Genomic DNA, 23,223 nt, shown 5'->3' with positions numbered 1-23,223 from the left:
CGATCGCCTCGCCGCTCAGTCCAAGAGCAGCGCCATGCCCGGGTCGCCCTTCTCCATCGCACGCCGATAGCCCGCCCGCGCACTGATGCGGCCGAGATATTTGACCACGTTCGGAGAGCGCTGGAGGTCATAGGGCTGGAAGTAGCGCATCGTGGTCAGCGAGAAAACTGTCATGATGTCGGCGGTCGTGAAGGCGCTGCCCGCAAGATATTCGGCCTCGCGAAGCCTTGCGTCGAGAAGATCGTAGGCCTGATCGAGACGCCCCTTCATCGCGAGCAGGGTCGGATTGTCCTTGGCGAGATCGAGCCGGTTCAGGATCATCATCCGTCCCATACCGGGTTGCAGGCTGCCATTGGCGAAATGAACCCAATACAGAAACTGCGCGAAGGCGGGATCAGTGGGACCGAGCACGAGTCGGCCGTTGCCATATTTTGCAACGATGTAGTCGACGACGGCGCCGGATTCCGCGAGCACCAACTCGCCGTCGGTGATCACCGGCGCCGTGCCAGCCGGATGCAGCGCCTTGTACTCGGCCGGAGCCAGCATGGTGACGGGATCGCGCGCATAGCGCTTCAACTCGTAGGGAATCCCCAGCTCCTCGCACAGCCAGACGATACGCTCGGACTGCGACTTGCCGAGATGATGGACGGTGAGCATGAGGCCTCCTGCGATCGCAATTGGATAGTTCGTGACCCCACACCTTACTCCGTCATTGCGAGCGCCGCGAAGCAATCGCGGGCGCGATGCTTCCTCCCATGTCCGCCCTACCCCGCCTCGTCCGTCACCATCCGCGCCACGATGCGGTCGCGGCGGATGAAATGGTGCCACAGGGCGGCGATCACGTGAATCGCGATCAAGGCGAGCAGCACATAGGCAAAGAGGATGTGGCGGTCTTCATAGACGCCAGCCGCCGCGCGGTCGGGAGCCGTGAATTGCGGCACGTGAAACAGGCCGAAGAAGTCCGAATAATCAGGGGCGTGCGCACCGGAATGCGCCCAGCCGAGCAGGGTGACGACGATGACGGCGAGGTAGAGCGCGCCGTGGCTGACATGGGCCGCGACCTTCTGCCAGCGCGAGGTCCCGGCCGGCATGGCGGGCGCCGGGTCGACGAGACGCCAGACCAGGCGAAGCACCGTGAGCAGCAGGATCACATATCCGATATCGGCGTGGATCGAGCGGTAGAAGAAGCGGTCGGGACGCGCCGGGATATGGTTCATCCACCACCCGAAGCCGATCATGCCGATGATGGTCAGCGCCAGACTCCAGTGCAGCCATCGGGAAATGCTGCCCCAGCCGTAACTGGTATTTCTGATCATGTCGGTGCTCCGGAGTTTTGCGGGCCTGTCCCTGTCCGCACCGCAGTACGGCAGCTGATACCGGGAACATGTGGCCGTCGCGAAATTGAATCGTTCCAAAATAGCCCTAAGTGCCCCTGCCGCAAAACCGCCCCAAAAACCGAATGGTAACCATGGCGGGCTAGAGTGTTCACGTGACCAATTCCCCGACGATTCTGGTGTTCGATTCCGGCCTTGGCGGCCTCACGGTCCTGCGTGAGGTCGTGGCTGCGCGGTCCGACGCGCATTACGTCTACGTCGCGGACGACGCCTTCTTCCCGTATGGCCACCACAGCGAGGACGAGATCATCGCCCGCGTGGTGCCGCTGATGGGGGAATTGATCGGCATGCACGATCCTGACCTCGTCGTGATCGCCTGCAACACGGCGTCCACGCTGGTCCTATCGCATCTGCGCGCCGCTTATTCCCTGCCCTTCGTCGGCACGGTGCCGGCGATCAAGCCGGCCTGCGCGCAGTCGAGGAGCCGGCGCGTGTCGGTGCTCGGCACCAGGGGCACGGTGAAGCGCGAATACACCAAGGCGCTGATCCGCGATTTCGCGCAGGGTTGCGAGGTGACACTGGTCGGCTCGCCCGAGTTGGCCGCGCTGGCTGAATCCGAGCTCAGCGGCTCTCCCGTCAGCGACGACGCCATCCTCGCCGAGCTCGCCCCGTGTTTCGTGGGCGATGCCGGGGACGCAGGCGCACGCACCGACACCGTGGTGCTCGCCTGCACGCATTACCCGCTGCTGCTCGACCGGCTGAAAAAGCTCGCCCCCTGGCCGGTCGACTGGATTGATCCGGCGCCCGCGATCGCCCGCCGCGTCTCGGATCTGCTCGGCCCGCACACCGGTGGCATCGCGCAATCCGGCGCCGAAATGATCTTCACCTCGAACCGCGTGCATGGCCTTTCGGCCATGCTGACGCCGTTCTTCGGCGGCCGCATTCCAGCCTGATCTTGCGCCTCGACGCCCCGCTGCTAGGGTCCGCCGTCGTCGTTTCCTACAGGTTCTTCCCATGTCCGTCCCGACCACGCCGCTCAACCGTCTTCGCCAGCTCTGGCGCGAGGGTCGTCCTGCCTTCGGCGCGATCGCGACGATCCCGAGCGTGCAGACCGTGCAGATCATGGCGCGCTCTCTCGACTGGATCATCGTCGATCTCGAGCACGGGCCGATTGGACTGACCGAAGCACATGCGATGATCGCGGCCACCACCGGCACCCCATGCACGCCGCTGGTGCGCATCGCGGCGAACGAGCCATGGCTTGCGAAGGCACCGATGGACATCGGCGCCTTCGGCATCAATTTCCCGATGATCACCAATAGCGCGGAGGCCGAGAAAGCAGTGCGCAGCGTGCGCTATCCTCCACGCGGCGATCGGCTCTGGGGTCCGTTCCATGCGCCATTCCGCTGGGGCCAGTCGATGCCGGACTACATGGCCAGCGCCGACGACGAGATGATCTGCATGATCACGATCGAGCACGTCGACGCCGTCAACCGCATCGACGAGATCATGGCCACGCCCGGCATCGATGTAGCTGTGATCGGCCCCGGCGATCTCGCCACCTCCATCAACAAGCGCGGCCAGATGGACGATCCGGAATTGCTGGAGCTGGTGGCGCGGGCCGAGGCCGGCATCCTCAGAAGCGGTGTGCCGATCGGCGGTGTGGCCCGTACCGCGGACCAGGCCAACGCCCTGGTCGACCGCGGCTACCGCGCGATCGCGCTCGGCTTCGACTGGTCGCTATTCCAGCGCGGCATCATAGCAGCGTTCGAGGGGATCAAGCGCTAGCCATTGAGTCTTGCCGGGAACCGCGGCGCTGCTAGGCTCAGCCGTTCCAGGGAGGAAAAACCATGCTCAAAAAGACTTTGCTCGCTCTCGCCTTCACCGGCCTCGCTGTTGCGGCCTTCGCCCAGCAGCCCGGCATCAAGCGCACCCCGCTCCAGAAGGTCGAGTTTCCGGATGGCTACAACACCATCACGGCCATCGCGGAGGTCCCGGCGGGCGGCGCGGCCGGACGCCATACCCATCCGGGCATCGAGACCGGCTACGTGCTCGAAGGTGAACTCAATCTCCTCATCGACGGGCAGCCGGAAAAGACGCTGAAAGCCGGCGATTCCTACCAGATCCCGGCGGGCGTCGTGCATGACGCCAAAGCCCACGGCGATAAGGCTATGAAAGTGCTTGGAGTTTACGTCGTCGACAAGACTAAGCCGCTGGCCTCGCCGGCGCCCTGATGCGGCGAACCGACCGGCCCCATGCGGGTTGGTTCGTGCTAGAGCAGGCGGCGAGCGGGAACCCCGCTCGCTGCACAAACTTTAATCAGGGGAAACCAAAGAGCGATGCGCGGGACGCCCAAGACCATTTCGCTGCCGCGTCGCCTGATTATCGACCTCATGCACGCCTCGATGGGCGTGCCCTTCGTGTCCCTGTCCCGTTCGCTCGATATTGGCCCCCTGCTGGAGGCCCGCGCGGGCGCGATGGCGCCAGCCGGCTGGGCGGCCATGTTCGTCAAGGCTTTTGCCCTCGTCGCCAGGGACGAGCCGGTCCTGCGTACCGTCTATGCCAAATGGCCCTGGCCGTCGCTTTACGAGCTGCCGAAGAGCGTAGCGTCGGTGGCCATTGCCCGGGTCGAGGGCGGCGAGGAATGCGTGATCCCGCAGCGAATCGCGGCTCCCGAGGCCATGACGCTGACTGCGGTCGACGCCGAGATCCGGCACGCAAAGACCGCCCCGATCGACGAAATTCCCATGTTTTGCAAGATCATGCGGGCGACCCGCCTGCCGCTGCCGTTGCGGCGGCTGTCTTGGGCGATCGGGCTGAATTTCGGCCGGCAGCGCGGCAACTGGTTCGGCAGCTTCGCAGTGAGCTCGGTGGCCGCCTATGGCGGTGGCGAGCTTCACCCGATCACGCCCGGCCCCTTCATCGTCAGCTATGGGGTGGTCGGGCCTGACCAGACCATCCATGTCGTGATCCGCTGGGATCATCGGGTCACCGACGCCGCCCCGATCGCCCGCGTCCTGACCCGGCTGGAACAGGTCCTGAACACTGAAATCGCTGCCGAATTGCGTGCGGCCGGGTCGAAGTCGATCCGGGCAGTCGGAACGTGATTCCGGGCCATTCGCATTGACAGCGAGCCCCAAATCCCCCTAAAAGCCGCTTGCTCGCGGGCCGATTTCGGCCCGCGAAGCGTTTCGCGACCCGTGGTCCTGTCCCTTAAGCTTTGGGATCGGACCTGTCAGTGCCGGGCTAGCCCGTCACACAGGAGGGCGCGTTTCCTCAAACCAAGTACCTGAAGAGGACGCGATGACTAAGCGCAGTGAGGCGAAGTACAAGCTCGATCGCCGTATGGGCCAGAACATCTGGGGCCGCCCGAAGAGCCCCGTGAACCGCCGCGAATACGGCCCCGGCCAGCACGGCCAACGCCGCAAGGGCAAGCTCTCCGACTTCGGCGTGCAGCTCCGCGCCAAGCAGAAGCTGAAGGGCTATTACGCCAACATCTCCGAGCGTCAGTTCCACAGCATCTATGTCGAGGCCAGCCGCCTCAAGGGTGACACCGGCGAGAACCTGATCGGCTTGCTCGAGCGCCGTCTCGACGCGGTTGTGTACCGCGCCAAGTTCGTCTCGACGATCTTCGCCGCGCGCCAGTTCATCAACCACGGCCACGTCAAGGTGAACGGCCGCAAGGTCAACATCTCGAGCTATCTGGTCAAGCTCGGCGATGTGATCGAGGTCAAGGAATCATCCAAGCAGCTTGCCCACGTCCTCGAAGCCAGCCAGCTCTCCGAGCGTGACACCCCCGACTATCTCGAAGTCGACCATGGCAAGATGACCGCGAAATACATTCGCATCCCGCACCTCTCCGACGTGCCGTTCCCGGTGCAGATGGAGCCGCATCTGGTCGTCGAATTCTATTCGCGCTAAGATCTGAATATCGAAAGGCCCCGGTTCGCCGGGGCCTTTTTTGCTTAAAGAGCCACACTTCAGTGGCCGTTTACCTTCAGGAGGCGTCGCATGCTCTATACCCCTCCCCCGATCGATCCCAAGGCGCCGCCGGTGCGCATCAATCTGCTCTCGGACACGCAGACAAAGCCGACACCTGCGATGCGCGAGGCGATGGCGCGGGCGGAGGTCGGCGACGAGCAGGTCGGCGACGATCCGACCGTGAACGCCCTGTGCGAGCGCGTGGCCGAGCTGCTCGGCAAGGAAGCCGCGGTGTACATGCCGTCAGGCACGATGTGCAACGTCACCGCGACGCTGGTGCATTGCCGCCCCGGCGACGAGATCCTCGCCCATGAGAGCGCCCACATCATCGCGCGCGAAGGCGGCGCGCATGCCGCGATCGGCGGCTTTCAGGTCACGCAGCTGAAGGGACCCGACGGCCAGTTCACGCCGGAGACCTTTCGCAGAGCGCTGCATCCGCGTACCCGCTACCAGCCGCCGCAGACGGTGGTCAGCGTCGAGCAGACCGCCAATATCGGCGGCGGTACGGTCTGGAAGAAGGCCGCGCTCGACGAGATCGTCGCGATCGCGAAACAACATGGCCTCGTCACCCACATGGACGGCGCGCGCCTGCTCAATGCCACAGTTGCGAGCGGCATCTCTCCGCGCGACATGACCGCGGGGTGGGATTCGGCCTGGATCGACTTTTCGAAGGGCTTGGGCGCGCCGATCGGAGGCGTGCTCGCGGGCTCGCGCGCCTTCATCGATGCGGTCTGGCAGTGGAAGCAGCGCCTCGGCGGCTCGATGCGACAGGCCGGAATCTGCGCGGCGGCTTGCATCTACGCGCTCGACCATCATGTCGATCGGCTCGCCGACGATCACGCCAACGCGCGCGCGCTCGCCCGCGGACTGTCGCAGATCGCAGGCATCGAGGTGCAGGAGCCCGAAACCAACCTGGTGTTCTTCAAGCCCGATGGTACCGGCGTTCCCGGCGACAAGATGGTCGCGGCGCTGCGCCAGCGCGGCGTGACGCTTGCGATGATGGACGGCCGCATCCGCGCCTGCACGCATCTCGACGTCAATGCGAGCCAGGTCGAGGAGACGATCGGATATATCCGCGAGATCGTGCGCGGAGCGTAATCACCGCCCCATCGCCTGGTAGATCAGCGTCTTCAGCGCCAGTTGAATCCGGCCGCGCTGCGTCGGGGTCTGCACCATGAAGATCCCGAACAGATCGTCCTCGGGATCGATGAAGAAGAACGTGCCGCCGACGCCGTCCCAGCGATATTCGCCAAGCGGCCACGTTGTTCCAGGAGGCACCGAGATGCGCACGGCGAGGCCGAGGCCGAAGCCGGAAGACCCGCCCGGATAATAGTTCTGGTCGCGCGCGATCTTCGTCTCCGGACCGATATGATCCGAGGCCATCAGCGCAATGGTCTCCGGTTTGAGATAGCGTCGGCCGTCATAGGTGCCGCCATTCAGCAGCATCTGGGCGAAGCGGGCGTAGTCGCCGATCGTACCGACCATGCCGCCGCCGCCCGATTCCCAGGTCGCAGGCCGCCTGATGTCGCGGACCTGCGTCGTCGGATTGATGTTGCGGTCCTCCGGCATCGGCTCGGCGATGCGCGGGAATTTGGCGGGATCGGCGACGAAGAAAGCCGTCTCGGTCATGCCGAGCGGATCGAGCAGCCGCTCCTTCTCGAACTGCAGCAGCGTCTTTCCCGCAATGATTTCGACGACGCGGCCGAGCACGTCGGTGGAATAGCCGTAATCCCACACCGTGCCGGGCTGCTCGACAAGCGGCAGCGTGGCGATCTTGGCGGCGAATTCGGCGTTGGTCAGATCGCTGTTGAAGAGATTGGCGTTCGCATAGAGCTCGCGCACCATGCCGCCGCCGTAATAGCCGTAAGGCAGCCCCGAGGTGTGGCGCAGCAGATCCTTGATCGTGATGGGTCGCTCCAGCGGCTCCAGCACCAGGGCGACTTTGCCGTCCTCGGCCTTCTTCTCGATGCCGACCTTCATGCCGGCGAAGGCCGGAATGTATTTCGAGACGGGATCGTCGAGCGACAGCTTGCCCTCCTCAACCAGCATCATCGCCATGACTGAGGTCACCGGCTTTGACATCGAATAGAGGCGGAAGATCGTGTCCGCGCTCATCGATAACTCGGTCGCGACGTCGCGGACGCCGAAATTCTGATAATAGACCGGCTTGCCGTGCTGCTGAAGCAGCAGGATGGCTCCGGGGATCTTGCCGGTGGCCACCTCGTTGCGGATGTAGTCGGAAACCTTCGCCAGCCCCGCGGGCGCGAGCGTGTGGACCGCAGGTCTCTCGGAACCTGCCTTCGCAACGATGCCGCCGGCGAGAAGGACGAGCGCCGCGATCAATGCGCGGCGCCCGAACATGTCAATTCTCCATCGCTTCATAAACCAGCTGCTTCAATGTTCGCTGCACGCGCTGGCGCTCGGTCGGGGTCTGCTCCAGCAGCACGAAGAACATGTCCTGCTTGGGGTCGACCACGAAATAGCAGCCGGAGGCGCCATCCCATTTCAATTCGCCGAGATCGCCGGGCGGCGGCGGTTTTGCGTTGCCGGGGTCGGTGCGCACCGCAAGTCCGAGACCGAAACCAAAACCGTCACCGGGGAAATAAAAATAATCGCGATCGACGCCCGACTTGAGGCCGATCTGGTCAGTCACCATCAGCTTGAACGTCTCGGGCTTGAGAATCGTCTTGCCGTCGAGATTGCCGCCCTGTAGCAGCATCTGCGTAAAGCGCTCATAATCGGCCATGGTCGTGACCATACCGCCGCTGGCGAACTGGATCTTCTTGACGACTGTCGGATCGTTGATCCGCCCGACCCGGAAATCGCCGTCGTTCGGCACCGGCTGCGCCAGCAGCTTCTGCTTCTCGGGATCGGTGACGAAGAAGCCGGTGTCGACCATGCCGAGCGGGTCGAGCAGCTTCTCCCGTTCGATCTCGATGAGCGGCTTGCCGGCCGCGACTTCCATGACCCGCGCCAGGATGTCGGTGGAATGGCCGTATTGCCACAGCGCGCCCGGCTGGTTGTGCAGCGGCAGTTTTGCGATGCGCTCGGCGAACTCCGCGAGGTCGAAATCGCCGGCATAGATGTTGGCGTCGCGATAGGCCTTGCGGACCAGGCTGTCGCCATAGAAGCCGTAGGTGACGCCGGAGGTGTGCGTCATCAAATCGTGCACCGTCATCGGCCGGTTGGGCGGCACGAGCTCGAGCGACTTGGTGCCGTCCTCGGCCTTCTTCTCGACGCCGACTTTCACATTGGCGAAGGAGGGAATGTATTTCGAGACGGGATCGTCGAGCTTGATCGTACCTTCCTCGATCAACTTCACTGCAACGACGGAAGTGATCGCCTTGCTCATCGAGAACAGGCGGAAGATCGTCTTGTCGGTGATCGGCGCCTTGCTGACGGCGTCCTGCACGCCGAAGACTTCGTGGTAGACGGGCTTGCCATGTTGCTTGATGAGGACGTTTGCCCCTGCGATCTTGCCGGTCGCGACCTCATTCTTGAAGAACTCGGTGATCCTCGCGAGCTTGTCCGGATTGAAATGCGCGCCGGCCGGAATCTCGTAGGTGCCCTTCGCCCGCGCGAACGACATCGTACCTAACGATACAAGCGCGGCGCAGACAAGCGCGCGCAGTCCAGACTGTGAAATCATATCCCCTCCCCGGAACATGGCCCGGCGGAGTGTACCGACCACGTCATCAGGCACAAGGGCCGCCGTACCGCGCCAAAGCGTCCGCGTGCAGAGCCGCGCTCTTTTCCGAGAAACAGCAAAATATGACGTCGACGACCAACGGCGCGGCCGGCAGGGCCTCAATGGTCGCATGGACCGCAATCTTCGCGGCCTGGTCGGCTGGAAAGCCGTAAACCCCGGTCGAAATCGCGGAGAACGCCACGGAGGTCAGCTGATTGGCCCCGCAGAGCTCAAGCGCACGGCGATAACAGGAGCCCAGCGCCTCTGCCTCACCGCGAGTGCCGCCGTGCCAGACCGGACCGACTGCATGGATGACATGACGCGCAGGGAGAAGGTAGCCCTTCGTGATCTTGGCATCGCCGGTCGGGCATCCTCCGAGCTTCCGGCACGCGGCTAGAAGCTCGGGCCCGGCCGCCCGATGGATCGCGCCATCCACGCCGCCCCCACCCAGGAGCGACGTGTTGGCCGCGTTGACGATGGCGTCAACGCTCAGCGTGGTGATGTCAGCAACGATGACCTTGAGCTCCGCGCCGCCGATCCGGCGCGTCAGCTGGGTCACGTATCAGGCCGCGACAGCGACGCCCTTTTCGGAGAAGAGCTGCTGCAATTCACCGGCTTGGAACATCTCGCGGACAATGTCGCAGCCGCCGACGAACTCGCCCTTCACATAGAGCTGCGGAATGGTCGGCCAGTTCGAATAGTCCTTGATGCCGTTGCGCAGTTCGGCGGATTCGAGAACGTTGAGGCCCTTATAGCCGACGCCGATGTGGTCGAGGATCTGGACGACCTGGCCGGAGAACCCGCACTGCGGAAATTGCGGTGTGCCCTTCATGAACAGAACCACGTCGTTCGACTTCACTTCGTTGGCGATGAATTCCTCGATGCTCATATCCGTGTCCTTATGGGGCGGAGCCCACTCCAATTGCTTCGGGCTGGCTCCGCCGATCTAACCCGATACCTGGGTATATATGTAGCCCAAACCGTTGTGCATCCAAAGTAAAATGGCGGCGAGCTGCCTCTTGTGGACCGCTCTCGGCTGCACCGGCCCATTGCATGATGCCACGAATATCATCGTCAGGGAGGACTTTCATACCGTCACGGAGCCCCTATCTAGGACGAACCCGGCGTTTTGGAACCCGTCCACACCAACAACGTTCTCTTGTCCTGTCTGGAGAAAAACGTGACGAAACAAGCCTCCGCTCCGGCCCCCGCTCCGTCACTGTCGGTCGATTTGGGCGGCCTTGCCCAGAGGCTGGAAGACGCGTTTCTCGCCGTTCGCGACGAGACGGAGCGCCGGGCCGCGCCACTGTCGCCGGAGGACCAGCAGATCCAGTCCATGCCGGATGCGAGCCCGACGAAATGGCACAGGGCGCACACCACGTGGTTCTGGGAGCAGTTCGTGCTCGGCGAGCACTGTGCGGGCTACCGGCCCTTTCACCCTGACTTCGCCTTCCTGTTCAATTCCTATTACGTCAGCGCCGGTCCGCGCCATTCCCGCAATCACCGCGGCGACATCACCCGTCCGAGCGCCGATCAGGTCGGCGCTTATCGAAAACATGTCGACGCTGCCGTCGTGAAATTCTTCCGCGACGCCGGCGAGGACAAGCTTCGCGAGATCGCGCCGCTGGTCGAGGTCGGCCTCAATCACGAGCAGCAACATCAGGAATTGATGTTCACCGACATCCTGCACGCCTTCGCGCAGAACCCGATCCCGCCGGCCTATGATCCGGACTGGCGCTTCCCGGCCGCGACGCCGGCCAGCGAGGATTGGCTGACGCTGAACGAAGGCATCCACACCGTCGGTCACGTCGATGATAGTTTTCATTTCGACAACGAGAAGCCGGCGCACCGCGCCCTCGTCGGCCCGGTCAAGCTCGCACGCAATCTCGTCACCAATCGCGAATGGCTCGCCTTCATGCGTGACGGGGGCTACCGGACCGCAACGCTGTGGCTGATGGACGGTTTTGCGGCCGTGAACAACGAGGGCTGGGACTGCCCCGGTCATTGGCGCGAGATCGACGGCCAATGGCATGTGATGACGCTGGCCGGCCTCAAGCCGGTCGATCCCGACGCGCCCGTCTGCCACGTCAGCTATTACGAGGCTGACGCCTTTGCGCGCTGGGCCGGAAAACATCTGCCGACCGAGATGGAATGGGAGGTCGCGGCCCGCTCGGGCCAGCTCAACGATGCCTTCGGCATCGTCTGGCAGTGGACGCGATCGTCCTACTCGCCCTATCCCGGCTATCGCGCGATCGAAGGCGCGCTCGGCGAATACAACGGCAAGTTCATGGTCAACCAGCTGGTGCTGCGCGGCTCTTCGCTTGCAACTCCGGAGGGGCACAGCCGTATCACCTATCGCAACTTCTTCTATCCGCACCACCGCTGGCAATTCACGGGACTGCGGCTCGCCGACTACGAGTAAAATTCTCATCCGACGACAAATGCGCGCCGGACAGCGCGTTCAGGAGAGTATCATGAATGTGCACGCTAGCGCCTTGGCCGAAGCCCATCTTCCCGACGAACAGACCACCGCCTTTGCCCGCGAGGCCATCGAGGACCTGTCGCAGCAGCCTAAAAAGCTGTCGCCGAAATATTTCTACGATGCGGCCGGATCTGAATTGTTCGAGGCCATCACGCGGCTGCCGGAATATTACCCGACGCGCACGGAGCTAGCGATCCTGAAGGAGCGCGGCAGCGAGATCGCGAAAATCATTCCGGAGCACGCGGCCCTCGTCGAATTCGGCGCAGGCGCGACCACAAAGGTCCGCCTGCTGCTCAACCACTGCAAGTTCGCGGCCTATGTGCCCGTCGACATCTCCGGCGACTTCCTGACGGCGCAGGCAAACGGACTGAAGCGGGATTTTCCGTCACTCGGCATCTACCCGGTGGCGGCCGACTTCACCACGCCGTTCGAGCTGCCCAAGGCGGTGGCGACCATGCCCAAGGTCGGGTTCTTCCCAGGCTCGACCATCGGCAATTTCGAACCGCATGAAGCGCAGGCCTTCCTGAAGAGCGCACGCGCCATTCTGGGCCGCGGCGCGCAGATGATCATCGGCGCCGATCTCGAGAAGGAGGAGCGCCTGCTCCACGACGCCTATAACGATGCCGCCGGCGTCACCGCTCGCTTCAATCTCAATGTGCTGGTGCGGATCAACCGCGAGCTCGGCGGCAATTTCGACCTTTCCGCCTTCACCCATCGCGCGATCTACAATCGCGAGCGGCACCGCATCGAGATGCACCTGATCAGCAAGAAGAGCCAGACCGTGCGCCTGCTCGGCACCAGCTTTTCGTTCCGCGCCGGCGAGAGCATCCACACCGAGAACAGCTACAAATACAGCATCGAGCGCTTCGCGACGCTGGCGCAAGGCGCGGGTTGGCGGGTGCGCGAGAGCTGGACGGATGCGGCGAAGATGTTCTCAGTGCACGCGCTGGAGGTGGCGGAGTAAGCGCTCCGGCGCCAATGGCGGCGGCTCAATGCTCCTCGGCTTCTTCCGGCGTCGATCCCAGCGAAACCGACTCCCATACCGCAACAACGATCATGATCACCGTCGCGGCGACCGACAGCCATAGCGGCGACAGTTCGGCGGCAAACCACCACAGTGCCGCGAGCGCGATGATGCCAATCCCGTGCGAGAGCTGGAGGAAGCCGCGGATCGCGTGCTTGAACAGGATGGTGCCGACCAGGAACAGCAGCGGCCCGCCGATCGTGCTCACGATGATCCTGACATCTGAATGCCCCACCGGATGCTTCAGCACGAGTTCGTCGGAGACCGCGGTCAGGATGATGCCGGCGACGATCGGCATATGCAGGTAGGTGTAGGCGAGCCGCGCCAAGCGGCCGGATTCGGCGGATCTCGAGATGCGCTCGGCTCCGGCCTCGGCGCCCTTGTGGAAATAGACCCACCACATCGCGATGCTGCCGACCAGCGCGGAGACGAAGGCCGAAATGTTGTCAGCGGTCCAGTCAAGCTCGGCAAACGTCGCACCGTTGACGACAACGGCCTCGCCAAGCGCGATGATGACGAACAGCGAGCAGCGCTCGGCCATGTGGCCGCCTTCGACGGCCCAGGCCTCGACCGACGAGAAGCCCAGCTTGGGGATCCAGAAGCGCACCGCCGGCGAGACATATTCGATCGTCAGCGCCACAATCCAGAACCATAGCCGCGCCTCGTCATGGGCGAGGCCGCCGAGGATCCAGAAGATCGCGGAGACCGAGAGCCACGTCAGGATGCGGATCGCATTGTGCCGGACCGCAGTTCGATGCCGCGGCGTTGCAAACATCCAGAAGGCGGTGCGCCCGACCTGCATCGTTGCGTAAGCGATCGCAAACCACAGGCCCCGCCCCTCGAAGGCGGTCGGGATCGTCGTCGACAGCACGAGGCCGCCCAGCATCATCAGGAAGAGCAGGATCCGGACCGGCGTCAGCTCGGGATCGAGCCAGTTGGTGACCCAGGCGGTGTAGACCCACACCCACCATACCGCGAGAAACAGCACCGCGACGTGCACGGCACCGAGCGGCGTGAAATGGTGCAGCAGTGTGTGCGAGACCTGCGTGATCGCGAAAACGAAGACCAGGTCGAAGAACAGCTCGGCATTGGTGACGCGGCTGTGCTGGTTTGGCAGGATGACGCGAAACATCGCGCCGCGCGGATTGTCCGCAGCCATCGTCATCCCCCCGTCACGATCAGATCAAGCGCCCGGCACCCCGGTTTGCAGCGCCAGCGCATGCAGCACGCCGCCCATTTGGCCGCGGAGGGACTGATAGACGATCTGGTGCTGCTGGACGCGGGACTTGCCGCGGAAGGTCTCCGAGATCACGGTCGCGGCATAGTGATCGCCGTCCCCGGCGAGGTCACGGATGGTCACCTCGGCATCGGGGATCGCCGCCTTGATCATCGCCTCGATATCGTGGGCGTCCATTGGCATTCGGGTCGTGCTCCTGTCTCGGCTGCAATCAGTCTTGTCGTCGAATCGCTGCCGGGGTCCGGTTCTACAAAGCCAACCTTCCGGCGCGGCCAAACTTAGCGTGAACGGCCTTCTACGTCACGCCTTCCGGCACTATATCGGTGATCCGATCTGGATAAAGCCACGACAAAGTGCCGCGCGCGGCAGAGTGATCGAAAAAGGCGTGAAATCATGAAGCTTCCAGGGCCCGACCACCCCATCACCATCACCCCAAATCCCCGGCGCGTCCGCGTCACAGCCGGCGATATCGTGATCGCCGAGACCACCAAAGCGCTGACGCTGAAAGAGGCGAAATATCCGGCGGTGCAATATGTGCCGCGGCAGGACGCCAACATGGCGCTGCTAGAGCGCACCGACCGCGTCACCCACTGCCCCTACAAGGGGGATGCGAGCTATTACAGCGTCAAGGCGGACGGCAAGACACTGGACAACGCGATCTGGACCTATGAGGCCCCCTTTCCCGCGATGACCGAGATTTCGGGCCATCTCGCCTTCTATCCGGACAAGGTGAAGATCGAGGAATTGGGGTAGCTGCTTCCGTCATGGCCGGGCTCGTCCCGGCCATCCACGTTTTTGGGCAATCGCGGATACAGAACAACGTCGATGCCCGGGACCCGGCTCCGCCGAGGCTTCGCCGGGCTATAGGTGTTGGGCCGGCGAAGCTTCAGCGAAGACGGCAAGCCCGGGCATGACGACTGTGTGCGTGGGCAGCGCCCCGCTACGCCCTGAATATCGTCAGCCCCAGGATCAGCAGCACCAGGAAGATCGCGACGAACACGTAGAACAGGAAGCGGGCGATGTCGGCGGAGGCGGCCGAGATGCCGGTGAAGCCGAGCACGCCGGCTACGATCGAGACAAGTAAGAAGATCAGTGCCCATTTCAGGATCGTCATCGCCAGCTCCGAAATTGTACCGCCTGCCGCGGTCCTCAGGCCCTTTTGGCGAACGCTAACTTCGTCGCAGGGAACTGGTTCCTGGCGGTCTCAGGGACCCGCGGGCGTCCCAAACGACCCTTGCTGAATCCGGTTCCCGGCGGCAAAGTCCGGGCGGGACCGAAGCGCGACCGGGGCGGCCACGATGACGATGTCACATTCAGCGACGATCGGGGCAGAGGCGCACGCGGCGCCGAGGGCCAAGGCGCGCAATCTGTCGCTCGATCGCGCCCGCACCTTCCTGACGCTGGTGGTGCTGCTGCACCACGCCGTGATTCCCTACACCTATTTCGGGCACACCGATCCGGCGTCCTGGGCCGGTTTCGACGTGGTCGTGCTGGCCACCGACAGCTTCTTCATGGCAATGTTCTTCTTCCTGTCGGGACTGTTCACCTGGCCGGGCATCGCGCGCAAGGCGCCGTCAGTTTTTCTCCGCGACCGCCTGTTGCGGCTCGGGCTGCCGTTCGCGATCGCGGCGTTCACCGTCATCCCGCTCGCCTATTACGCGATCGCGCTGCGGCACGATCCCGGGCTGAGCTTCACGGCGTTCTGGTGGAAGACGATCACGGTTGGCCCGTGGCCGAGCGGCCCGATCTGGTTCGTGTGGGTGCTGCTGGCATTCGACCTGACCGCGAGCCTGCTCTACCGGGTCTCCGCGCGTCTGGTCGACCCGGGCAACCGGGTGTCGCTGCGCGGATTCGACCAGCCGGCCGTATTCTGGCTGCTGCTCGTCGTCGTCACGGCAATCGCCTACGTGCCGGCGCTGCTCTATTTCGGCGGCAGCAAATGGTTCGAGCTCGGGCCGTTCTCGGTGCAGGCGAGCCGCATCCTGCTCTACTTCGCCTATTTCTTTATCGGCGTCAGCGTTGGAGCGGCCAACTTCGATCGCGGCATCCTCAGCGCCGGCGGGCAGTTGCCGAAACAGCGCTGGCTGTGGGTGATCGCCACGCTGATCCCCTACTGCCTGATGTGGGGCATGATCTACATCAAGCGCGAGATCCTCGGCAATCCCGACCCACAACCGCACTGGTATCAGGCGATCTACGGTACGTTCTTCGTGCTGTTCTCAGGCTCGATCCTGCTCGCGATTCTCGCGTTCTTCCTGCACCAGAAGTCGCCGGGCCCGAACCTGCTCGACCGCATGCAGGCGGATGCCTACGGCATCTTCCTGGTGCACTACCCGATCGCGTTGTGGATCCAGTACGCGTTGTTCGACTACAGCCTGCCGGCGATCGTGAAAGCCACGATCGGCTTCGTGCTTACGGTGATCCTGAGCTGGGGTCTGACGGCGGCCTTACGGAAGATTCCGGGAGCGTCGCACGTGTTGTGAGGCGCGATACCCGTAGCCCGGATGAGCGTAGCGATATCCGGGAAACCTCACGACAAAGACCCGGATATCGCTTCGCTCAACCGGGCTACCGGTTCAGCCCCTCAGGCTGCCTTCCCCCCCATATATTCCGGCAGCCAGCGCTCGAACGAGGTCCGCAGCGCCTCGATCGTTACAGGCGCCTCGCCCGCGATCGCGATCGCGTCGCCCCCGGTGGTGCCGATCCGCACGCAGGGCACCTCGCAGCCGCGCATCTTGGCGAGCACGCGGCCGGCCTCGGTTTCAGGCACGGTGACGAGATAGCGCGCCTGGTCCTCGCCGAACCAATAGGCCTGAGGCACCAAGGAGGTCGGCGCCGCGAGCAGTTTGGCGCCGATGCCGCCCGCCATCGCCATCTCGGCCAGCGCAATCAGCAGGCCCCCGTCGGACAGATCGTGCACGGCGGTCGCGGTGCCCGCATGGATCATGCCGCGCACGCAGTCGCCGTTGCGCTTCTCAGCCGCGAGGTCGACCGGCGGCGGCGCGCCCTCCTCGCGACCGCAGATGTCGCGCAAGTAAACGGACTGGCCGAGCCAGCCATGAGTCTCGCCGATCAGGAGGATCGCCTCGCCTTCGGCCTTGAAGGCGAGTGACGCGGACTTGGTGAAATCATCGAGCAGGCCGACGCCGCCGATCGAGGGCGTCGGCAAGATCGCGCGGCCGTTGGTCTCGTTGTAGAGCGAGACGTTGCCGGACACGACCGGGAAGTCGAGCGTACGGCAGGCTTCCGAGATGCCCTTCAGGCAGCCGACGAACTGGCCCATGATCTCGGGCCGCTCAGGATTGCCGAAATTGAGATTGTCGGTGATCGCAAGCGGCTTGCCGCCAACCGCGGTGATGTTGCGCCAGGCTTCCGCCACCGCCTGCTTGCCGCCTTCAAACGGATCGGCCTCGCAATAGCGCGGCGTCACGTCGACGGTCAGCGCCAAGCCCTTCGGGCCGTCCTGCACGCGCACCACCGCGGCATCGCCGCCGGGACGCTGCATGGTGTTGCCGAGAATGACGTGGTCGTACTGCTCCCAGACCCAGCGCTTGCTGCACATATCGGGCGTGCCGATCAGCTTTTTGAGCGCGGCACCGAGACCCATCGGCGCCGCCACCTCGCGCGCATGCACGACCGGCAGCGCGGCGGAGGGGACATGCGGGCGATCATAGAGCGGCGCCTCGTCGCCGAGCTCCTTGATCGGCAAATCGGCCATGACGTCACCGCCATGCTTGACCACGAAGCGCTTGCTCGGCGTGGTGTAGCCGACCACGGCGAAATCGAGGCCCCACTTCTTGAAGATCGCCTCGGCCTCTTTCTCCTTCTCGGGCTTGAGCACCATGAGCATGCGCTCCTGGCTCTCCGAGAGCATCATCTCGTAGGCGCTCATGCCGATCTCGCGCGTCGGCACCGCGTCGAGATCGAGATCGACGCCGAGGTCGCCCTTGGCGCCCATCTCCACCGCCGAACAGGTCAGGCCCGCCGCGCCCATGTCCTGGATCGCGATGACGCAGCCCTTCTCCATGATCTCGAGACAAGCCTCTAACAGCAGCTTTTCGGCAAAGGGATCGCCGACCTGCACGGTCGGACGCTTCTCTTCGGACTTGTCGTCGAACTCGGCCGAGGCCATCGAGGCGCCGTGGATGCCGTCGCGGCCGGTCTTGGAGCCGAGATAGACGATCGGCATGTTCACGCCGGAGGCGGCGGCATAGAAGATCTTGTCGGTATCGGCGAGGCCGACCGCCATCGCGTTGACGAGAATGTTGCCGTCATAGCGGGTGTGGAAACGGACCTGGCCGCCGACCGTCGGCACGCCGAACGAGTTGCCGTAGCCGCCGACGCCAGCGACGACACCGGAGACGAGATGCCGCGTCCTGGCATGCTCCGGTGCGCCAAAGCTCAGCGCGTTGAGGCAGGCGATCGGCCGCGCGCCCATGGTGAAAACGTCGCGCAAGATGCCACCGACACCGGTGGTCGCGCCCTGGTAAGGCTCGATGTAGCTCGGGTGGTTGTGGCTCTCCATCTTGAAGACCACGGCCTGGCCGTCGCCGATGTCGATCACACCGGCATTCTCGCCCGGGCCCTGGATCACCCAGGGCGCCTTGGTCGGCAAGCCCTTCAGATGGAGGCGCGAGGATTTGTACGAGCAGTGCTCGTTCCACATCGCCGAGAAGATGCCGAGCTCGGTGAAGGTCGGCTCCCGCCCGATCAGCTTGAGAATGCGCTCATACTCGTCGGGCTTGAGCCCGTGGGCGGCAATCAGCTCGGGGGTGATCTTGGGTTCGTTCTTCATGGAATTTGGGCTTTCGACGGCGGTTGGCCGTTCTTAGGAACATCGGACGGCTTGGAAAAGCCCTTTATGGCGCATTTTCCCGCTGTCCCACGTTTTGCGGCTGGGGGCTGCGGGAACAGGAATTGCACAGCGCGGACAGATCGGATTTAAGGACAAAAGACCCGCAATTGAAGGCCCATTTCCTTGCATGAATTGACCAAAGCGCCCCCGCCTCGCCGCCCCGACCTCCACGTCGCCACCGATGGGGAATTCCAAGGCTGGCGAACCTGGATTCGTGACAGTTTTGAGAGCCATATCGGCCCGTTCTGGCACAAGATCGAGGACGACGGCAGCGTCCGCTCGGCGTTCCGGGTCGAGAAAAAGCACCTCAACGGCTCCGGAAACGTCCATGGCGGCTGCTTCATGGCGTTTGCCGACTATTGCCTGTTCGCGATCGCCACCCACGAACTGGATGGGCCGGCGGTGACCACCAATTTCGCCTGCGACTTCCTCGACGCGGCGCGCGAAGGCGAGCTGATCGAATGCGTCGGCGAGGTCTCCCGCGCCGGCGGCTCGCTGATCTTCCTGCGCGGCAAGCTGACATCAGGCGGGCGGCCTCTCTTCACCTTCTCCGGCACAATCAAGCGGGTGAAGCGGAAGCCGGCACCGCAGCCAAACGCATAGCTCGCCGCCTTCCCTTTTGGCGCCCCCTCGCCCAGACTTGTGTCCAGCGCTGTCGCGCCGGGGAGCAACATCAAGGTGCCGCAGAGCACATCGCCGACGGGGCGGGCCACAGTCTCGCAATTGCCGTCCATGCCCGCCACAGGCGCGCGCAACTGGCGCGACTATGCGCTGCTGTTCGCGCTGGCCTGCTGCTGGAGTTCAACCTATCCGCTGGCGAAGCTCGCGCTGGATACGATCCCGCCCGTGACCTTCATCTCGGCGCGCTCGCTGATCGCGGCCGCCTTCCTGTTCGCGATCCTGTGGATGCGCGGCGTCAGGATCCCGACCGACGCCAAGGCGTGGAAGTTGTTCGCGACCCAGCAATTGATCAACTCGACCTTTCCGTTCCTGATCATCACCTGGTCTCAGCAATATGTGCCGGCGTCGAACACGGTGGTGCTGGCCTCGACCACGCCGATCTTCGCCTTCCTGATCACCTCCCTGATCACGCGTCACGAGCCGGCAACGCTGTTGAAGCTCTTGGGCGCGCTCCTCGGCCTCGCCGGCACCATCGTCATCGTGGGCCTGGATGCGCTGCGCGGCTTCGGCAGCGAGATCGTGGCGGAGATCGCTATCCTGCTCGCCACCATCTCGTTCGCCTGCGCCACGATCTTCGGCCTGCGGCTGTCCGAATACGATCCGATGGTGGTGGCAGCCGGCTCGCTGCTGTTCGGCGGCCTCGTGCTGCTGCCGCCTTCGCTGATCGTCGACCAGCCCTGGACGCTGCACCCGACGCCGACCGCGATCACAGCCACCATTGTCATGGGCATAGTCTCCAGCGCGTTGGGGCTGATGCTGTTCTACATCTGCCTGGGACGGCTCGGCACCCTGACGACGAACGCGCAAGGCTATTTGCGCATCCCGATCGGCGTCGGCCTCTCCGTGCTGCTGCTCGGTGAGAGCGTGCCCTCGAACCTGGCGCTGGGACTGGTGCTGGTCATGGCGGGCGTCGCCGCGATGACGGTGCCGACGGAGCGGTTGAAGCTGCGGTGACCCGCTGCTTCCGCCGTTCGGCACGAGGCGCTCAATGCGGCTTGCGCAACAATCCGCTCGCCAACGCTTGGAAGGCGTCAACGGCCTTGGTCAGGACGCCTGGCGGATCGTCGGCTGCGGCGACCCACAGCGCTGCGCTCAGCGCAGCCCCGTTCAGCAAGCGTCCCGCCGCTTCGACATCGACGGGCTTCACAATCCCCTGTTCGATCAGCGACCGAATGGTTCGCATGGTAATCTCAAGACAGGCATTCTCGCCGGGCCACTTGGATGGATCACCGAGCACGGCCGGTCCATCCAGAAGCATGACGCGCTGAATTTCAGGATCGAGCGCCATCTCGATATAGGCGGTCCCCTCTGCAAGCAGTCCTTGCCACAAGCTCGGCGCTTGCTCGCGGGCCGTGCGGAGCCGTTCCGCCATTTCGCTGTCGATCTGCTCAACGACGGCCCAGAGCAGCCCCTTCTTGTCTTCGAAGTTGTGATACAGCGCGCCCCGCGTCAGTCCGACTGAAGCAGTCAGCTCGTCCATCGACGCAGCTGCATAGCCCTGGGTGGCAAACGCCCTGCGCGCCGCGCGGATGAGCTTGGCCCGACTTTCCGCCATCGCCTCGGCGCGCTTCCCCTTCGCCATGCTTCCCAACTCCATTTGCCGACCCTATTGACATACGGTCCGTATGTGAGCCATATTCCACATACGCTACGTATATGAACAGCTCACGGAAATCCAGTGGCAGGCCCTGCCCACCACAGCTGCGACCGCCATTCCATCAATCAAGGATCCAGACATGCCCAAGTGCGACGCAATCTTCCCGGCCGGCCGCCACGCTCTGTATGAAGCGCACCGCTATTCTGCCGCGATCCGGTCCGGCGACCTGCTCTTCGTCTCCGGGCAGGTTGGAAGTCGCGAGGACGGCTCGCCCGAACCGGTGTTTGAGGACCAGGTCCGACGCGCGTTTGCCAATCTGCGTGCCGTTCTCGCAGCGGCCGGATGCACGCTGGACGATGTGGTGGACGTCACCACGTTCCATACCGATCCGGCCACGCAAATCGAAAAGGTGATGGCAATTCGCGCTGCGGAGATCGGGGAGGCACCCTATCCGAACTGGACGGCAGTCGGAGTGAATTGGCTTGCCGGGTTTGACTTCGAGATCAAGGTGGTCGCCCGCATTCCTGCTGCGGGGTAAAGCGTTCTCGGTGGCGATGATGCCAACGCTCAGGAGTCTCGCGTTATTGCTTGGCGTCGTCCGCCAGCATCTTGCGATACTTCTCGACGTCGCGCGTCACGAGCTTCTGCAGCACCTCGGGCGTGTGCTCGTCGGCATCGGGGGCCACGGTCGAGAGGTCGGCGAACCGTTTCTTCACCGCGTCGGTTTCCACGGCCGTACGCGCGGCGGCATTCAACTTGGCAATGACCGCCGGCGGAGTGCCCTTGGGCGCGAACAGGCCGTTCCAGCCCTGCGCCTCGAATTCGGGCAGGCCGGCTTCGGCCGACGTCGGCAGATCCGGCAGGGTCGCGAGCCGCACGGTCGAGCCGACCACGAGCCCGCGCGCCAGCTTCTCGTTGATCGACTGCGAGACCGAGGCTGCCGCATCGCAGACGCCGTCGATCTGGCCGCCGATCGCATCCGTGAGCGCGGGGGCGGCGCCGCGATAGCCGACCAGCGTCGCGTCGATCCCGGCGGCTGTGACGAAGCTCTTGCAGATCAGGTAGTTCGAGGACCCGACGCCGGCATGGCCGAGATTGACCTTGCCCGGATTGGCCTTGGCGTAGGCGATGAACTCTTTCAGGTCCTTTGCCGGAAAATCCTTGCGCACGGCGATGATGCCGAACGTCTTCGCCACCATGGCGATCGGCACGAAGGAGTCCGGCGTGAACGGCAGCTTTGGATAGATCGTGTAAGTCGCGGCGTTGGTGCCGGCATTGCCGATCGCAATGGTGTAGCCGTCAGGCTCGGCACGGGAGGCGCGCGCCAGTGCGGTCGATCCGCCGGCGCCGGCGACGTTCTCGATCACGATGGTCTGGCCGAGCGCGATGCCCATCTGCTCGGCAACCGTGCGCGCGATCACGTCGGACGTGCCGCCGGCCGCGAACGGCACGATCATGGTGACGGGACGCTTGGGGAAATCCTGTGCGAACGCGGCCGTCGCGAACGCAACGACGGCGACAGCGGCCGGCAGCCGCTTCAGCACGAACGCAATCACGCGGCTTTTTCGAGATGCGCGGTGAGGCCGGCGAACAGGCCGCGACCGTCGGTGCAGCCCATGATGTCTTCGACGTGGTTTTCCGGATGCGGCATCATGCCGAGCACGTTGCCCTTGTCGTTGACGATGCCGGCGATGGATTGCGCGGCGCCGTTGATGTTGCTGATATCGTCGATCGCGCCGTCAGCCGAGCAATAGCGGTAAAGGACGCGACCCTCGCCTTCGAGCCGCTTGATGGTCTCCGCGTCCGCCGCATAATTGCCCTCGCCATGCGCGATGGGCACGCGGATCACCTGCCCGGCATTGTAGCCGCGCGTGAATGGCGTGTCGGAGCGCTCCACGCGCAGATGCACGTCGTGGCAGATGAATTTCAGCCGCGCATTGCGCATCAGGACGCCAGGCAAGAGGCCGGACTCGCAGAGGATCTGAAAACCGTTGCAGACGCCGAGCACGAGGCCGCCCTTGGCCGCATAGTCGCGCACCGCGTCCATCACCGGCGCCCGCGCCGCAATCGCGCCGCAGCGCAGATAATCGCCATAGGAGAACCCGCCGGGCACCACCACGAGGTCGGTGCCATCAGGCAGCGACGTCTCGGCATGCCACACCATCGCGGGCTCGCTGCCCGAGATCAGCCTCAAGGCACGCGCCATGTCGCGCTCGCGGTTGATTCCGGGAAAGACGAGGATGGCGGCTTTCATGGCAGAGGTTCCGAACGAAGATTGAATGGGGCTGGCACGGCTGCCAAATCGTGAGCAGACATATCCATTTGACGGGGATTTTACCAGTGC

General features: G+C 64.1%; 26 protein-coding genes. 13 read left to right on the top strand and 13 right to left on the bottom strand.

Translation table 11 applies throughout. From position 1 onward, the window contains the following. Positions 1 to 15: 15 nt before the first annotated feature. Positions 16 to 657, bottom strand: coding sequence for a glutathione S-transferase family protein (locus tag IVB07_RS14195; RefSeq protein ID WP_247297284.1), 642 nt, complete (start codon positions 655 to 657; stop codon positions 16 to 18). A 107-nt stretch (positions 658 to 764) separates the two neighbouring features. Further along, complete coding sequence (locus IVB07_RS14190; protein ID WP_247297283.1) at positions 765 to 1,316, bottom strand: cytochrome b; 552 nt, start codon at positions 1,314 to 1,316, stop codon at positions 765 to 767. Between the two features lie 173 nt (positions 1,317 to 1,489). Here IVB07_RS14190 and murI point away from each other — a divergent pair, with 173 nt between their 5' ends. The 6 genes from murI to IVB07_RS14160 all read left to right on the top strand — a co-directional run bounded on the left by murI (position 1,490) and on the right by IVB07_RS14160 (position 6,413). After that, a complete protein-coding gene (murI, locus tag IVB07_RS14185; protein ID WP_247297282.1) occupies positions 1,490 to 2,287 on the top strand; it encodes a glutamate racemase in 798 nt (265 codons plus the stop codon). 61 nt (positions 2,288 to 2,348) lie between these two features. Beyond that, positions 2,349 to 3,122, top strand: a complete 774-nt coding sequence (locus tag IVB07_RS14180; RefSeq protein ID WP_247297281.1) for an aldolase/citrate lyase family protein — start codon at positions 2,349 to 2,351, stop codon at positions 3,120 to 3,122. A gap of 62 nt (positions 3,123 to 3,184) precedes the next feature. After that, positions 3,185 to 3,568 (top strand): cupin domain-containing protein, encoded by a 384-nt coding sequence (locus IVB07_RS14175; RefSeq protein WP_027518835.1) that lies wholly within the window; start codon positions 3,185 to 3,187, stop codon positions 3,566 to 3,568. Positions 3,569 to 3,673: 105 nt separating this feature from the next. Further along, a complete protein-coding gene (locus tag IVB07_RS14170) occupies positions 3,674 to 4,441 on the top strand; it encodes an acyltransferase (RefSeq protein ID WP_247767726.1) in 768 nt (255 codons plus the stop codon). A 196-nt stretch (positions 4,442 to 4,637) separates the two neighbouring features. Continuing rightward, the gene (rpsD, locus tag IVB07_RS14165) at positions 4,638 to 5,255 is read left to right on the top strand and encodes a 30S ribosomal protein S4 (RefSeq protein ID WP_007602315.1); all 618 of its coding nucleotides are present in this window, start codon (positions 4,638 to 4,640) and stop codon (positions 5,253 to 5,255) included. Between the two features lie 90 nt (positions 5,256 to 5,345). Beyond that, positions 5,346 to 6,413, top strand: coding sequence for a threonine aldolase family protein (locus IVB07_RS14160; RefSeq protein WP_247297275.1), 1,068 nt, complete (start codon positions 5,346 to 5,348; stop codon positions 6,411 to 6,413). Here IVB07_RS14160 and IVB07_RS14155 read toward each other — a convergent pair whose 3' ends face one another. The 4 genes from IVB07_RS14155 to grxD are packed head-to-tail and all read right to left on the bottom strand — an operon-like array spanning position 6,414 to position 9,892. Beyond that, the gene (locus tag IVB07_RS14155) at positions 6,414 to 7,676 is read right to left on the bottom strand and encodes a serine hydrolase domain-containing protein (protein ID WP_018455539.1); all 1,263 of its coding nucleotides are present in this window, start codon (positions 7,674 to 7,676) and stop codon (positions 6,414 to 6,416) included. Between the two features lies 1 nt (position 7,677). Next, a complete protein-coding gene (locus tag IVB07_RS14150; RefSeq protein WP_247767725.1) occupies positions 7,678 to 8,964 on the bottom strand; it encodes a serine hydrolase domain-containing protein in 1,287 nt (428 codons plus the stop codon). A gap of 46 nt (positions 8,965 to 9,010) precedes the next feature. Then, positions 9,011 to 9,562: an O-acetyl-ADP-ribose deacetylase gene (locus IVB07_RS14145; RefSeq protein ID WP_018455537.1), complete on the bottom strand. Its 552-nt coding sequence runs from the start codon at positions 9,560 to 9,562 to the stop codon at positions 9,011 to 9,013. Positions 9,563 to 9,565: 3 nt separating this feature from the next. After that, positions 9,566 to 9,892, bottom strand: coding sequence for a Grx4 family monothiol glutaredoxin (gene grxD / locus IVB07_RS14140; RefSeq protein ID WP_007602294.1), 327 nt, complete (start codon positions 9,890 to 9,892; stop codon positions 9,566 to 9,568). Positions 9,893 to 10,132: 240 nt separating this feature from the next. On the opposite strand from grxD, the gene egtB reads away from it, so the two are divergent. Both egtB and egtD read left to right on the top strand, forming a co-directional pair. Then, positions 10,133 to 11,425 carry an ergothioneine biosynthesis protein EgtB gene (egtB, locus tag IVB07_RS14135; protein WP_162496424.1) on the top strand — a complete coding sequence of 431 codons (1,293 nt, stop codon included), beginning with the start codon at positions 10,133 to 10,135 and terminating at the stop codon, positions 11,423 to 11,425. A 52-nt stretch (positions 11,426 to 11,477) separates the two neighbouring features. After that, positions 11,478 to 12,449 carry an L-histidine N(alpha)-methyltransferase gene (gene egtD, locus IVB07_RS14130; RefSeq protein WP_085384329.1) on the top strand — a complete coding sequence of 324 codons (972 nt, stop codon included), beginning with the start codon at positions 11,478 to 11,480 and terminating at the stop codon, positions 12,447 to 12,449. A 25-nt stretch (positions 12,450 to 12,474) separates the two neighbouring features. Here the strand turns inward: egtD and IVB07_RS14125 are convergent, their stop codons facing one another. Then, positions 12,475 to 13,668 carry a low temperature requirement protein A gene (locus IVB07_RS14125; RefSeq protein ID WP_026232969.1) on the bottom strand — a complete coding sequence of 398 codons (1,194 nt, stop codon included), beginning with the start codon at positions 13,666 to 13,668 and terminating at the stop codon, positions 12,475 to 12,477. Between the two features lie 24 nt (positions 13,669 to 13,692). Continuing rightward, positions 13,693 to 13,929 (bottom strand): BolA family transcriptional regulator, encoded by a 237-nt coding sequence (locus tag IVB07_RS14120; RefSeq protein WP_007602284.1) that lies wholly within the window; start codon positions 13,927 to 13,929, stop codon positions 13,693 to 13,695. A gap of 210 nt (positions 13,930 to 14,139) precedes the next feature. Between IVB07_RS14120 and IVB07_RS14115 the strand changes: the two genes are divergently transcribed. Further along, positions 14,140 to 14,499, top strand: coding sequence for a DUF427 domain-containing protein (locus tag IVB07_RS14115; RefSeq protein ID WP_018455532.1), 360 nt, complete (start codon positions 14,140 to 14,142; stop codon positions 14,497 to 14,499). A gap of 187 nt (positions 14,500 to 14,686) precedes the next feature. On the opposite strand, the gene IVB07_RS14110 is transcribed toward IVB07_RS14115, so the two are convergent. Continuing rightward, positions 14,687 to 14,860, bottom strand: coding sequence for a DUF1328 domain-containing protein (locus IVB07_RS14110; RefSeq protein ID WP_007602280.1), 174 nt, complete (start codon positions 14,858 to 14,860; stop codon positions 14,687 to 14,689). Positions 14,861 to 15,050: 190 nt separating this feature from the next. Here IVB07_RS14110 and IVB07_RS14105 point away from each other — a divergent pair, with 190 nt between their 5' ends. After that, positions 15,051 to 16,229 (top strand): acyltransferase, encoded by a 1,179-nt coding sequence (locus tag IVB07_RS14105; protein WP_247364632.1) that lies wholly within the window; start codon positions 15,051 to 15,053, stop codon positions 16,227 to 16,229. 101 nt (positions 16,230 to 16,330) lie between these two features. Here the strand turns inward: IVB07_RS14105 and purL are convergent, their stop codons facing one another. Then, positions 16,331 to 18,541: a phosphoribosylformylglycinamidine synthase subunit PurL gene (gene purL / locus IVB07_RS14100; RefSeq protein WP_247361880.1), complete on the bottom strand. Its 2,211-nt coding sequence runs from the start codon at positions 18,539 to 18,541 to the stop codon at positions 16,331 to 16,333. Between the two features lie 183 nt (positions 18,542 to 18,724). On the opposite strand from purL, the gene IVB07_RS14095 reads away from it, so the two are divergent. Together IVB07_RS14095 and IVB07_RS14090 are read left to right on the top strand one after the other, a co-directional pair. Further along, complete coding sequence (locus IVB07_RS14095) at positions 18,725 to 19,204, top strand: PaaI family thioesterase (RefSeq protein ID WP_027518848.1); 480 nt, start codon at positions 18,725 to 18,727, stop codon at positions 19,202 to 19,204. 75 nt (positions 19,205 to 19,279) lie between these two features. After that, positions 19,280 to 20,236, top strand: a complete 957-nt coding sequence (locus IVB07_RS14090; RefSeq protein ID WP_247361877.1) for a DMT family transporter — start codon at positions 19,280 to 19,282, stop codon at positions 20,234 to 20,236. Positions 20,237 to 20,267: 31 nt separating this feature from the next. On the opposite strand, the gene IVB07_RS14085 is transcribed toward IVB07_RS14090, so the two are convergent. Next, the gene (locus tag IVB07_RS14085; RefSeq protein WP_085349363.1) at positions 20,268 to 20,864 is read right to left on the bottom strand and encodes a TetR/AcrR family transcriptional regulator; all 597 of its coding nucleotides are present in this window, start codon (positions 20,862 to 20,864) and stop codon (positions 20,268 to 20,270) included. 154 nt (positions 20,865 to 21,018) lie between these two features. Here IVB07_RS14085 and IVB07_RS14080 point away from each other — a divergent pair, with 154 nt between their 5' ends. Further along, positions 21,019 to 21,417 (top strand): RidA family protein, encoded by a 399-nt coding sequence (locus IVB07_RS14080; protein ID WP_247361874.1) that lies wholly within the window; start codon positions 21,019 to 21,021, stop codon positions 21,415 to 21,417. Positions 21,418 to 21,460: 43 nt separating this feature from the next. Here IVB07_RS14080 and IVB07_RS14075 read toward each other — a convergent pair whose 3' ends face one another. Together IVB07_RS14075 and purQ are read right to left on the bottom strand one after the other, a co-directional pair. Next, entirely contained in the window at positions 21,461 to 22,435 is a 975-nt protein-coding gene (locus IVB07_RS14075; RefSeq protein WP_247361872.1) for a tripartite tricarboxylate transporter substrate binding protein BugD, read from the bottom strand. Beyond that, positions 22,432 to 23,133 carry a phosphoribosylformylglycinamidine synthase subunit PurQ gene (gene purQ / locus IVB07_RS14070; RefSeq protein ID WP_018455524.1) on the bottom strand — a complete coding sequence of 234 codons (702 nt, stop codon included), beginning with the start codon at positions 23,131 to 23,133 and terminating at the stop codon, positions 22,432 to 22,434. The genes IVB07_RS14075 and purQ overlap by 4 nt, the downstream gene beginning before the upstream one ends. Positions 23,134 to 23,223 lie beyond the last annotated feature (90 nt).

Source organism: Bradyrhizobium sp. 172 (genome assembly GCF_023101065.1).
GTDB lineage: Bacteria > Pseudomonadota > Alphaproteobacteria > Rhizobiales > Xanthobacteraceae > Bradyrhizobium > Bradyrhizobium canariense_D.
The sequence above is the reverse complement of the archived record's forward strand: the minus strand, read 5'-3'. Positions and strand labels throughout refer to the sequence as shown.